Genomic DNA, 12,888 nt, shown 5'->3' on the forward strand with positions numbered 1-12,888 from the left:
ATTTTGGTTGCTTCTTGACGAATGCAGTTTGACAAGTGCAAGCCCCATACTCATGTTCCCGCCAGCAGAGTACCGGGTTTCGTCGGTCTCAAAGCGCTGATCGAGCGCTGAAACACCATCCACCATCTTGCGTGAGAGTGAAGCAACCACATGGATCTCGTCATCGTGGAATCGCCAGCTAAGGCGAAGACCATCAACAAATATCTCGGACCAAACTATAAAGTTTTGGCGTCGATGGGCCATGTGCGCGATTTGCCGTCGAAAGATGGTTCGGTGGACCCTGAAGATGATTTTGCGATGCGTTGGCAGAACGATGCTGGCAAATCCAAAACCATTACGGAAATCGCGCGAAGCGTAAAGGAAGCTGAGCGTGTTATTCTCGCGACTGACCCTGATAGAGAAGGTGAAGCGATCTCTTGGCACGTCTTAGAGATCCTGAAGGCCAAGAAAGTTTTGAAGGACAAGCCGGTGGAACGCGTGGTGTTCAACGCGATCACCAAAAATGCTGTTCTTGAAGCGATGGACAATCCACGTGCGATTGATGGCCCCCTCGTGGATGCCTATCTTGCACGCCGCGCGCTTGACTATCTGGTTGGTTTTACCTTGTCGCCCGTGCTTTGGCGCAAACTGCCAGGGTCTCGCTCTGCTGGTCGTGTGCAGTCCGTGGCGCTCCGTCTTGTTACCGAACGAGAAACAGAAATCGAAGCTTTCGTTCCGCAGGCTTATTGGACGATCAACGCGCATTTGAAGAACGGCAGCAACGCGCCCTTCGAAGCTCGCCTAGCGGCCTATGATGGTACCAAGTATGGCCGTCATGATCTGACTGATGCTGATTTGGCCGGTTCGATCAAAAGTATGTTGGAGCAGGCTGATATTTCGGTTGCTAAGGTTGAAGCCAAACCGGTGCGCCGTAACCCTTACGCACCGTTTACAACCTCAACGCTTCAGCAAGACGCCTCGTCACGCCTTGGTATGTCACCTAGCACAACAATGCGGGTTGCTCAGCGCCTTTACGAAGGCACAGAAATAGATGGCGAAACGGTCGGTCTCATTACATATATGCGGACTGACGGCGTCCAAATGGCGCCTGAAGCTATCCGGTCCACACGTAAGCTGATCGGCGAGAAGTATGGCGAGCAGTATTTGCCGAAGGACGCACGGCTCTACTCTTCCAAGGCCAAAAATGCGCAAGAGGCGCACGAAGCGATCCGACCGACGGATCTGTTCCGCACACCGGACCAGGTGAAGCGGTATCTGGATGCGGATCAGGCGAAGCTCTACCAGCTTATTTGGTCACGCACGATGGCGAGCCAAATGGCGGCTTCGGTTTCAGAGCGTACAAGCGTCGACCTGACTGCCACCCATGGCGGGCATTCAGCTGACCTTCGTGCCAGCGGCTCAGTTATCACTTTCGATGGCTTCTTGGCTGCTTATGACACTGGTGCATCATCAAAAGATGATGACGACAAGCGTTTGCCACCCATCACCGAGCGTGATCGCATTACACAAGAAAAAATTGAAGCGACAGAGAAGTTCACCGAGCCCCCTGCCCGTTTTTCTGAGGCCAGCCTTGTCAAACGGATGGAAGAGCTTGGGATAGGTCGCCCGTCAACCTACGCGGCGACTCTGGCCGTTCTTCAAGACCGCGATTATATCGAAGTTGAGAAACGTCGTATCTTTGCCAAAGACAAAGGGCGTTTGGTGACCGCGTTCTTGGAGGCATTCTTCAAACGCTATGTTGAGTACGATTTCACTGCCTCGCTAGAAGAAGAGCTTGACCAAATTTCCGCCGGTGAGCGTGACTGGCGCGACGTGCTTCGGGCGTTCTGGACGGCCTTTTCAGCATCAGTCGATGAGATATCCGAGCTTCGCATCACACAAGTCATCGATGCCCTGAACGATTTGCTTGGGCCACACATCTTCCCCGATAAGGGCGATGGCTCAGACCCCCGCAAGTGCCCAGCCTGTGATGATGGGCAGCTCTCTTTGAAGATCTCGCGCTACGGCGCTTTCATAGGCTGCTCGAACTATCCTGAGTGCAACTACACACGTCAGCTTGCGGCCAATGACAATGATGGTGAGGCGCAAGCTGGACCGGTCGTGCTTGGCGAGGATACTGAAACAGGCGAGCAGATAACGCTTCGCGATGGCCGTTTTGGGCCCTACGTCCAATTGGGCGAAGAGGCCAAGCCCAAGCGCGCAAGTCTGCCAAAGGGCTGGGATCGTGCTGCGATGGACTTGGAGAAGGCTTTGCGACTTCTTTCTCTTCCTCGTCTTGTCGGAGCCCATCCGGAAACGGGCAAAGATATTATGGCAGGCATTGGCCGTTACGGGCCATTCGTTCTGCATGATGGCAAGTACGCCAACTTGGAATCCGTCGATGAGGTGTTTGAGGTTGGTATCAATCGGGCGGTGACCGTGATTGCTGAAAAAGCAGCCAGCGGTGGTCGTGGACGCGGCGCCCCGGCGGCTTTAAAAACGCTGGGCGATCATCCTGACGGTGGCGCGGTCACAGTGCATTCGGGGCGTTACGGCCCTTATGTGAAACACGGCAAGATCAATGCAACGATCCCTAAGGATACGAAGCCTGAAGATGTGACGATGGATCAAGCCATCGAACTGATCGCGGCGCGGGCCGCCAAGGCAGGCAAGAAGCCAGCTGCAAAAAAGAAAGCCCCCGCCAAGAAAAAGGCAGCCGCCAAAAAGACAGCAGCTAAGAAGAAAGCAGCCAGCGGCGAATGAGTGGGCTTCCCTCTGATGAGGCGTTGCTGGAGTTCTTGAGCAACAATCCCGGGCAATCGGGGAAGCGTGAGGTTGCGCGGGCTTTTGGGATCAAAGGTGCAGACCGTATTGCGCTAAAGCAGCGTCTTAAGGCGCTTAAGGATCAAGGCGTTATCACCAAAGATGGTGGAAGCTTCCGTCGCGCCGATGCGTTGCCACCGGTGTTTCCGGCCCAAGTTGCTTCGGTTGACGATGAGGGCGATCTGATTGTTGTACCGCGCATCCAGCTTGATGGAGCCGGAGAACCTGATCGGTTTGTCCTGGTCGAAAAGAAGTCCGCCCGTCGCGGCGCCCCCAACCAAACACCACCGGGCGTTGGCGATACTCTGCTGGTACGTCTGATTGCATCGGCAGATGTTGGCGAACCTGGCCGGGTTCAACTCATTAAGGCCATTGGACGTGGTGATGTACGCCACTATGGCGTGCTTCGTGTTCCTTCAAGCGGCAGTGCGTACATTGAGCCAGTAGAGCGCAAAGCCGATATCTTGCAGATCGATAAGCACGATATTGGTTGGGCTGAAGACGGAGATCTTGTCGCCGCTGTGCGCCTGCCAGGTCGCGGCCGTGGGCGATCCCCAAACGGCAAGGTGGAAGAGGTTTTCGGTCAGCTCGGTTCTGAGCGTGCCATCAGCCAGATCGCCGTCTTGCGCCAAGGACTGCCGGATGTGTTTCCACCTGATGTGCAGGCTCACGCAGAGGCACTTGCACCTGCACAAAAAGGCATGCGCGAGGACTGGCGTGAACTTCCGCTGATCACGATCGACCCTGCTGATGCAAAAGATCACGATGATGCAGTGTATGCCGTAGCGGATGATGACCCAGACAATAAAGGTGGGTTTGTCGTCATGGTCGCTATTGCAGACGTTGCCTACTATGTCCGCCCGCATACGTTGCTTGATCGCGAGGCACGTTCTCGCGGCAATTCGGTCTATTTCCCCGACCGTGTGATTCCTATGCTGCCGGAGAGGCTGTCGACGGATCTCTGCTCTTTGCATGAGGGTGAAGATCGACCAGCGCTTGCTATTCGTATGGTGTTTTCCAGGGATGGGAGCAAGCGAAAGCACTCCTTGCACCGTGTATGGATCAAGCTGCACGCGGGTCTTGCTTACGAAGCAGCGCAAGCAGCGATTAACGGCACGCCGCCTCCTGCCGGTATTGTGCCCTGCCCGACCGATATTGCAGAAACTGTTCTGAAACCTCTTTGGGCTGCCTATCGCACGGTCCATCAGGCCCGTGAACGCCGAGCGCCGCTTCATTTGGACTTGCCGGAGCGCAAGCTGGTGCTGGACGATGATGGCAAGGTGATCAGCGTGCGTGTTCCAGACCGGTTGGACGCGCATAAGCTTATCGAAGAGTTCATGATCCAAGCCAATGTGGCTGCTGCTGAACTGTTGGAAGCAAAAAAGACGCCCTGCCTCTATCGTGTGCACGACGCGCCAGGTGCGGCCAAGTTTGAAGGGCTGCGCGCTTTCCTGAAAAGCCTCAACATATCAATTGCCAGTCAGAGCTCGCTCCGTCCGTCTGACTTCAACAAAATTCTGGCGCGCGCCGAAGGCCAGGCAAGTGAGCAACTGATCAATGAGATGGTGCTGCGCAGTCAGGCTCAAGCTGAATACACGCCCGACAACATTCGTCACTTCGGTCTCAACCTGTCGCGCTATGCGCACTTTACCTCGCCAATTCGCCGCTATGCAGACCTTTTGGTCCATCGCGCTTTGTTGGATGCGTATGGCCTTGGTGATGAGGATGCTTTGGCCGCTGGTCACGACGTGCTCGCACGAATGGGTGATCATCTCTCCGGCACGGAGCGACGTGCTATGCTTGCCGAGCGCGAGACAACGGATAGGCTGATAGCCGCTTTTCTAGCTGACAAAATTGGCGCGCGCTTTGAAGGGCGTATCACCGGCGTTGTCGGTGCTGGACTGTTTGTTCGTCTTGATGAAACCGGAGCGGATGGGTTCGTTCCCGTTGCTCAGTTGGGGGCTGATTACTTTGCCTTTGATGAAGGCCACCAGAGGCTCGTGGGTTCGGCAACAGGCATCACCTTCCAACTCGGTGATGCTGTTGAGGTGCGTCTTGAAGAGGTTGCGCCTCTTGCTGGTTCCTTGCGTTTTGAGATGCTCAGCGAAGGAAAGAGTGGCAAGCCGATAAACCGGCATGGTCGTCCCAGCAAAGGTAGGAAGCGCAGCGGCAAAAAACCTGGAACAAGCCCTAAACGCAGCCAGTCTCCCGCTTCCCATGTCCGCAAAGCCGTGCGCAAAGCCAAGGGCCGGTAAAGTGCCGGATGGTTCTGTGCGACGTAAGCGGGCTGCACGCCCCAGACCCGCTGCCAGCATTATGACCGTCTGGCATGATTCATCGGGATCGCCTCATGTGTTCATGGGACGCCGAGATGCGTCTTTGCGGTTCATGCCAGGCTATTTGGTGTTTCCTGGTGGTCGGGTTGAAAGGAGCGACGGACATGCTTCTGAGAAGGACTATCTGTCTGCAGCTTGTGCCCAAACGCTTCAGGCAGAACTTTGCCCTGCCTCTAGGCCGCAGACTTTTGCACGGGCGGCCTTGCGTGAGTGCGTAGAAGAAACCGGACTGGATTTGGCCCCTCATCTTGATGGACACTTGAACTACATTGCGCGTGCGATCACGCCGCCGCACTTGTCGATACGCTATGACACGCGATTTTTCCTGGCTATTGTCGTACCCAGCGCAGAGCCCCCGCTTTCCCAGGGGCAAGGCGACGGGGAACTCCTCCAGCCAGATTGGTTCTCACTGGACAGGCTTGCCGGTCAGCCTTTGCACCATGTAACGCAGGCCGTGTTGAATCATGGTTTGCAAGGTGATTGGGCCTCCCATCCGCGCTTGCTTATCGCCGACAGGGTACCCAAACGCTGGACAGGGTCTGCCCCCCTGCGCTCTCGTCACCTCAAAGCGGCACAAAGCGCACCAGCGAAGTCTTCAAGGTCTTGACAAAAAGACGAATTCCCACGATAGCACCGCATCTTCCGACTTATGCCTTTTGGTGGTCAGCTCGTCTGACGGTCGGCACCCCTTTACCGATTCAATATCGAGGCCCATCGCATGGCTAAAGCCACGACCATTAAAATCCGGCTCGTTTCGACGGCTGACACTGGCTACTACTATGTGGCTAAGAAGAATTCCCGCACCATGACTGAGAAGATGGTTGTGCGCAAATACGATCCGGTTGCGCGCAAGCATGTTGAGTTCAAGGAAGCAAAGATCAAATAAAAGCCAGCTGGCACTGATTGATCAAAGCGCGCTCCCAGATTTGGGGGCGCGTTTTTTTGTGCTCGATGCTCTTGTGGCGATACCGCGAGCGGCTGGTGCCGTGCTCCAGGCTTGAGGAGGCCAAAAGGTGGAGATGAGCACCAGCCATCCCGACGTTTCGGGGTGTGCGGCGGACCCGAAACGCAAGTGGGACCCGCACTAGGCGGTATCTGCTTTAAGCCTCAATGAAACACTCACGGGCAAGCAAATACGCCGTTAACGCGGCACTCAGAGCCGTGTTTGCGATGTTAACCTTGCTCGTTGTGGTTAAAAGGGTTTGGTAACCTTAAGCGGCAAGCATAACGCGGTTGCGTCCGTCGCGCTTGGCTTTGTAGAGCGCCTCGTCAGCGCGTTTTAGCATTGCCTCTGCTGTGTCCTCAGGGCCTTGAATGGTAGAAACACCCAACGAGATTGTAATGGTGAGTTGCTTCTGCCCCCCCGCCACGGGAATTGGATCATGATCCATGCGCGCGCGCAGGCGTTCAGCTATGGCAGCGGCGGCGTCTTGGTCAGAGTCTGGGAGAATGAGCACGAACTCCTCGCCGCCGTAGCGACACGCTAGGTCGGCGCCGCGTACAGAACGACGTATACGGTCCCCAAATTCTCGCAATACCTCGTCGCCAACGTCGTGGCCGTGCGTGTCGTTGATTGACTTAAAAAAGTCTATATCCGTCAGGACCAGTGATAGTGTTTTGCCGCGAGTAGCCGCTTGGTGGGTCAGCGATTTGAAATGGGTATCGAAGTATCGACGATTGTGGAGGCCGGTCAGCCCATCCATGATCGCCATCTCCATGGTCTGCTCAACACTCTCGCGAAGCTGGTCGGCGTAGAGCTTGCGTCGTAGCTGCGTCACGATACGCGCCATCAACTCGTTGGCATCGATCGGACGAACCAAATAGTCGCTGACACCCATGTCCAATGCGCGCATCAGTTTGCCATCGTTCTCCGGCTCGGAAATGATGACGATGGGCAAGGCCCTGGTCTTTTCAAGGTTTTGCAGCTGAGAGCACAAACGCAAACCATCATAGTCGCGTAGAGAAAGGCTGACGATCACCAAATCATATGTCTCATCGGCGATATGAAAGAGTGCCGATTCGGGGTCGGTATGAACGTCAACATCGAAGCGCTTGGAGAGCGTTGTTTTCAATCGCTCGTAAGAGCTGGGACGATCATCGACCAGGATGACACGGCCGGTGACCGCGGCCTCGCTTACCGGTGCCACCGCAGGCTGGGCCATCGTGTCACCGCGTGATGCAGAGCGGGTGCGCAACTCGTCTATCAAGCGCTTAACGCGCACCAGATTCTTTACGCGTGTCAGAAGTGCGACATCCTTGATGGGTTTGGTAAGAAAGTCATCCGCACCAGCTTCCAGACCGGTGACGCGATCACTTGGCTGATCAAGTGCTGTCACCATCACAACGGGAATATGGGCGGTTTTGGGATTGCTCTTGAGGCGCCGGCAGGTCTCAAAGCCATCGAGACCAGGCATCATGATGTCCAGGATGATGATGTCGCAGTCTGAGTTTCCCGCGATATCGAGGGCCTCAAAGCCGCTTGTCGCGGTCAGCACCTCAAAATACTCTGCTTTCAGACGTGCTTCGAGCAATTTGACGTTGGCAACAATATCATCGACGACCAGTACACGCGCAGTCATGACGGATCCCTATGCTTCGCCGACAAAAGTGCGGATGGTGTCAAGGAAACCGGACACGGAAATAGGCTTGGAGATGTAGGCCTCGCAGCCGCCGGATCGGATACGTTCTTCATCACCCTTCATGGCAAATGCGGTGACAGCGATGACGGGTATGTGGCGCAGATCATCATCTTCCTTAAGCCAGCGGGTTACGTCCAAACCAGAGACTTCTGGTAGCTGGATATCCATCAGAATGAGATCTGGACGGTGGGTGCGTGCCAGCTCCATGGCGTCCATGCCATTGCCGGTTTTCACCGTGGCATAGCCTTTGGCTTCAAGTAGATCGCTGAACAGCTTCATGTTCAGCTCGTTGTCCTCAACAATGAGGATGGTCTTGCTCATCTTATTTGCTCCGGATCGGCCAACTGCCGTCCCCACTAGTCCACATGGATCGCCGATGGACGTCCAGGCGCGGTTGCCTTTGGGTCAGTTATGCCGTTCAAACTTGAAGAAAAAGCAAAGGGCGCCCAGTTCTTGATGATCACACACCTCTCAACCAACGCCTTGTTGGGATAAACAGTGGGCAGCGTTAATGAACACTAACCGCTTTGATCTTGTTTCACGATTGCTTGTTTTCCTTGGTGCTCGACCTGAGGACATGGAGCAGTTTTTTGCCATTTCAGGTGTTCATCCAAGTGAGTTGCGTTCCCGTTTGGCGGACAAGGGGTTCCAAAATGGATTGCTGGATTACATGATGACCAATGAACCTTTGCTCCTGGCTTTTTGCGAGGAGACAGGTGAAGATCCAGCTTTTGTCGCACGTGTGGCCCAAAGCAGTGGGATCGACGATTCATGGGCTTAGTCACCGGCTATTGCCGTGACTGTTTAACCTCCGCACAAGGCAGTGTTGCTGCCCAACTGCCAAAACGGTGCCCTGCCTGCGGGTCCCCTCGGATGCTTGTTCATGACGAGTTGGAGGCGCTCTCAATTGCGCATATCGATTGTGATGCGTTCTTTGCAGCTGTTGAGAAGCTGGATAATCCGGACTTGCGTGACAAACCGGTGATTGTTGGCGGTGGTCAGCGCGGCGTTGTTTCAACATGCTGCTACATTGCGCGTATCCACGGGGTCCGCTCCGCCATGCCGATGTTCACGGCTCGCAAGCTTTGCCCCGATGCGGTGATCGTGAAACCCAATATGCGGCGTTACTCGGAGGTGGGGCGCGATATCCGTGAACGCATGCTTGGATTGACGCCTCTTGTTGAGCCCTTGTCCATTGACGAAGCATTCCTCGATCTTACTGGAACGGAACGCTTGCATGGTGGCTCACCGGCTTTGACCCTTTTGCGATTTGCTCGCTCCATTGAAGAAAATGTCGGTGTGACGGTCTCCATTGGCCTCTCACACAACAAGTCGATGGCGAAGATGGCCTCCGATATGGACAAGCCTCGAGGCTTTGCCGTCGTTGGCCGCGCAGAGACGTTGGATCTTCTGGCGCCGATGCCTGTGCGAGCGCTGTTTGGCGTGGGTGCTGCCATGGCCAGGAGCCTCGAGAAAAAAGGGTACGCCACACTGGCTGATCTTCAAGCCGCAGACCCGGAGCGTCTGTGGCGCAGTTTTGGTGAGCAAGGCGCGCGTTTGCACGATCTTGCCAGCGGCATTGATCCACGAACGGTGCGACCTGACAGGGAGCGCAAAAGCGTTTCGTCAGAACGAACATTCAATGAGGATATCGCTGAGCTTGATGCTTTGCGCGTGATTGCACGCGGCGCCAGCGAGCGCGTAGCCAAGCAACTGAAAGCGAAAGATATAAGTGGGCGCACAGTCACGCTGAAGATCAAGACCGCCAGTTTTAAAACACTCACCCGTTCGCACAGTCTGCCGACGCCAACACAGAGTGCTGACCGCATTTTCCGCACTGTTGAGCCCCTATTGGAGGGCGTGGCCAAGGGGACGCGCTATCGTTTGCTTGGAGTGGGTGTGTCGGAACTCATGGATGGGCAAGCGGCTGATGACCGCGACCTTGCCGATGCCGATGCACAACGTCGCACAGATGCAGAGAAAGCGATGGACGCTTTGCGGGCGAAGTACGGCGACGATGCCGTTGGTGTGGGGCTGGTGTTTGGCGAGAAATCACCCAAACAATCCGATCAAACGATGACCGCAAATCATTCCGAGCAGGGTGTCGATCGGAACGCTTCAAAGTCTGCCAGTTCACCGCGTAAAGAGAACGAGCCGTAATCAAGCACCAGCTGATCTGAAATCCCGTTGCTGTCCAGTGAATAGGAAACAACGAAGCTTGGTCCGGAGTCCGCTTCCACAGGATCAAAGTAGCTTAGCGTTACCGGCCAAGCGCGAAATGGCGCTGGGAAATCATCCCAACGTTCACGGTCCGTGACATCGCGGTCAGTGGTGGCGTTGGCGCGTATAGGAGCAAGTACCGTTGGTTCAATCGGCTCCCCGATTATTGCGGTAACAGCTTGGGCCAGGCCCGTTTCATGGCTACCGTCGAACACTGAGGTAAAAACCAAACGTTCGCCATCGCGCGCAGCTCGCATGACCGCTTCGGTGAGCTGATTAGGAAAGAGGGTTTCGGCCAGGGCAGCCGTTGTCGTTTCTTCCTGTGCAAAGCGTCGAATGGTCATATCTCCTGTAGGCGCGCGTTCTGCAGCACCCGTCACGGAGATTGGTTCTTCATCGTTGGTCTCAGTGTTGGTTTGAAAGGTGAAAACCTGCCCTGCCCCATCCTCGAAAGCGCGGTAACTTGTCTGGGTTCGAATGGTATTGCCGGAGCGACCTTCAATAGAAAGAATCATGTCGCTCGCCATGGTCCAGCCGGCACAACCGGCGCCTGTTACGTCAAAAATGAAAAGACCAGATGCGTGCTCGATGCCTGAGTCGCGCTCGCTGTCCATCAACGAGAGCTCGTAAACCGCGCGGTGTGAGAGCAACTCTGTTGGATCGACCGTTTGTGCAGATGTCGTCACACCACCAGAGAGCACCAAAAACCCGCCGCCCACCAGAAAAGCAGTGAGGTGCTTATCGTAACCCCTGGACGTTCCTGCGGCGGTCTTTAAATAGCTGGACAGCAAGAGATTTTCGATCCTGTAGCCAATTGGTTTCAATCAATAGTCGAGATACACGCCCCATGAGCTTCGAGCAACGATTTGCCGACTCTGACCATAACCTGTCAGCCGAAGCTGGTTTTCGTTGCCAGCGTGCAGTCTAGCGCACCATGCCCAACACACCGCATTGGCTAACGGCTCGCCCAATCGCTCACCGTGGCCTTCATGATCAAACACAAGGCCTTGTGGAGAACACCATCCCAGCGTTCGATGCGGCTATTGAACGTGGCTTTGCGATCGAACTTGATGTGCAATTGACGGCTGATAACGATGCGGTGATCTTTCATGATCATACGCTCGATCGTTTGACGCGTGAAACAGGCTCTGTTGTGGCAAGAGCATGCCAAGACCTTCAAAAAATTGAAGTGATTGGCGCCGGCACAAAGATCCCATCCTTGGCGAAAGTTTTGGCCCATGTTGATGGTCGTACGCCACTGATCGTTGAGTTGAAAAGCAGATTTGATCGAGAACTTGCCCTAGCTGATGCCGTTGCAGGCGCGATTGCCGCTTACCCAGGTCCACTGGCTTTGATGTCATTTGATCCAACCTTGATATCGCATCTGCACAAACACAATACGGGTCGTCCATTGGGCGTCGTGGCCGCTAGCATGGGCTATAAACACTGGGGCGAGTTGTCGATTTGGAAGCGTTTTCAGTATGGAGCCTTGCTTCACGGCCCCGGACTTTGGTGCGATTTCGTGTCTTACAATCAGGCCAACCTACCTGCATTTTCGCCCTGGCTGGCAAAGGTGTTTGGTCAAAAAGCGCTTCTTTGTTGGACTGTCAAAGATGTCCAGACCGCCAAACATATGGCGCGTCATGTTGATGCGATCACCTTTGAGGGCTTTGATCCTTATGGTGTGCCCCTATGAGTACTGTTTCTGGATCGCGCACGCTTGAGACCGTAGAGAATTTATCCGATGTCGGTAAACAGGCCTGGGCGGGCCTCCAAGGTGGGTCGAAAACCGAAGGCAACTTCTACAACCCTTTTGTTTCTTACGCTTTCTTGTCTGCCTTGGAAGACTCTGGATCGGCTGAGGCCGACACGGGATGGATCGGTTCTCACATTGTTGTGCGGAGCGCCGAAGGCACGCTTGAGGCTGTTCTTCCTGCATATCTAAAAATGCACAGCTATGGCGAGTACGTCTTCGACCATGCTTGGGCTGATGCTTATGAGCGCGCTGGAGGCCGTTACTACCCAAAGCTTCAATCAAGCATTCCGTTCACCCCTGCCAGTGCACCAAAACTGCTGACTGCCAACGAGACGGACGATGACTTGCTGCGCTCGCTGCTCGCACAAGGCATGCAGGCGGTGGTCGACAAACTTGGCCTTTCCTCGGCGCATATTACGTTTGTGAGCGAAGACGAAGCACAACTGCTGGAGGGTCACGACTTTTTGACCCGCCATGACCAACAGTTTCATTGGTACAATGATGGCTACAGCAACTTTGTGGACTTTGAAGCCGCGCTGGCGTCTCGCAAGCGCAAACAAATCCGCAAAGAGCGCCGGGAAGCACTCTCGAACAATGGTGTTGAGATCGAGTGGCTTTCAGGCGATGATCTGAATGAAGAGCATTGGGATGCGTTTTTCACGTTTTATCAGGACACTGGCGCTCGCAAATGGGGTCAACCCTATCTGACGCGCTCGTTCTTTTCGCTGATTGGTGAGCGTATGCCCAATGACATTGTGCTCATCATGGCCAAACGTGACGGACGCTACGTCGCAGGCGCCCTCAACTTCAAAGGCTCAGATGCGCTCTATGGGCGTAACTGGGGATGCACGGAACATCATCCGTTCTTGCATTTTGAAGTGTGCTACTATCAGGCCATCGACTACGCGATTGCTCACAAGCTTGATCGTGTTGAGGCTGGCGCACAAGGCTCGCACAAGCTGGCGCGGGGCTATCAGCCTGCGATCACGACAAGCATGCACTACATACCCAATCCAAGTTTCCGCCGTGCGGTGTCCGACTATTTGGTCGGGGAGCGTGAACAGGTGATGTTTGATGCGCAGTATCTTGAACAGCGCACGCCTTTCCGCAAAGGTTGAGCACCAGCAAGGACGAC

General features: G+C 55.0%; 11 protein-coding genes. 8 read left to right on the plus strand and 3 right to left on the minus strand.

Annotated elements, in window-relative coordinates:
• Positions 1–150: 150 nt before the first annotated feature.
• From topA to rpmG, 4 genes are all read left to right on the plus strand, one after another.
• Positions 151–2,742 (plus strand): type I DNA topoisomerase, encoded by a 2,592-nt coding sequence (topA, locus tag ABWH92_RS13855; RefSeq protein WP_375569298.1) that lies wholly within the window; start codon positions 151–153, stop codon positions 2,740–2,742.
• Positions 2,739–5,057 (plus strand): ribonuclease R, encoded by a 2,319-nt coding sequence (gene rnr / locus ABWH92_RS13860; protein WP_375569300.1) that lies wholly within the window; start codon positions 2,739–2,741, stop codon positions 5,055–5,057. The genes topA and rnr overlap by 4 nt, the downstream gene beginning before the upstream one ends.
• 133 nt (positions 5,058–5,190) lie before the next feature.
• Positions 5,191–5,745, plus strand: a complete 555-nt coding sequence (locus ABWH92_RS13865; RefSeq protein ID WP_375574252.1) for an NUDIX domain-containing protein — start codon at positions 5,191–5,193, stop codon at positions 5,743–5,745.
• Between the two features lie 111 nt (positions 5,746–5,856).
• Positions 5,857–6,024, plus strand: coding sequence for a 50S ribosomal protein L33 (gene rpmG / locus ABWH92_RS13870; RefSeq protein ID WP_375569302.1), 168 nt, complete (start codon positions 5,857–5,859; stop codon positions 6,022–6,024).
• A gap of 325 nt (positions 6,025–6,349) precedes the next feature.
• Here the strand turns inward: rpmG and ABWH92_RS13875 are convergent, their stop codons facing one another.
• Together ABWH92_RS13875 and ABWH92_RS13880 are read right to left on the minus strand one after the other, a co-directional pair.
• A complete protein-coding gene (locus ABWH92_RS13875; protein WP_375569304.1) occupies positions 6,350–7,717 on the minus strand; it encodes a PleD family two-component system response regulator in 1,368 nt (455 codons plus the stop codon).
• A gap of 9 nt (positions 7,718–7,726) precedes the next feature.
• Positions 7,727–8,098, minus strand: coding sequence for a response regulator (locus ABWH92_RS13880; protein WP_375569306.1), 372 nt, complete (start codon positions 8,096–8,098; stop codon positions 7,727–7,729).
• Positions 8,099–8,288: 190 nt separating this feature from the next.
• Here ABWH92_RS13880 and ABWH92_RS13885 point away from each other — a divergent pair, with 190 nt between their 5' ends.
• Entirely contained in the window at positions 8,289–8,558 is a 270-nt protein-coding gene (locus ABWH92_RS13885; RefSeq protein ID WP_375569308.1) for a DUF3572 family protein, read from the plus strand.
• Positions 8,549–9,937, plus strand: a complete 1,389-nt coding sequence (locus tag ABWH92_RS13890; RefSeq protein ID WP_375569310.1) for a DNA polymerase IV — start codon at positions 8,549–8,551, stop codon at positions 9,935–9,937. The genes ABWH92_RS13885 and ABWH92_RS13890 overlap by 10 nt, the downstream gene beginning before the upstream one ends.
• Here ABWH92_RS13890 and ABWH92_RS13895 read toward each other — a convergent pair.
• The gene (locus ABWH92_RS13895) at positions 9,865–10,788 is read right to left on the minus strand and encodes an EipB family protein (protein ID WP_375569311.1); all 924 of its coding nucleotides are present in this window, start codon (positions 10,786–10,788) and stop codon (positions 9,865–9,867) included. The genes ABWH92_RS13890 and ABWH92_RS13895 overlap by 73 nt on opposite strands.
• A 143-nt stretch (positions 10,789–10,931) precedes the next feature.
• Here ABWH92_RS13895 and ABWH92_RS13900 point away from each other — a divergent pair, with 143 nt between their 5' ends.
• Together ABWH92_RS13900 and ABWH92_RS13905 are read left to right on the plus strand one after the other, a co-directional pair.
• Positions 10,932–11,693, plus strand: coding sequence for a glycerophosphodiester phosphodiesterase family protein (locus ABWH92_RS13900; RefSeq protein ID WP_375569313.1), 762 nt, complete (start codon positions 10,932–10,934; stop codon positions 11,691–11,693).
• Positions 11,690–12,871, plus strand: a complete 1,182-nt coding sequence (locus ABWH92_RS13905) for a GNAT family N-acetyltransferase (RefSeq protein WP_375569315.1) — start codon at positions 11,690–11,692, stop codon at positions 12,869–12,871. Before ABWH92_RS13900 ends, ABWH92_RS13905 begins: the two co-directional genes overlap by 4 nt.
• Positions 12,872–12,888 lie beyond the last annotated feature (17 nt).

Origin of the sequence: Ahrensia marina (assembly GCF_042140245.1) — a bacterium.
Lineage (GTDB): Bacteria > Pseudomonadota > Alphaproteobacteria > Rhizobiales > MH13 > MH13.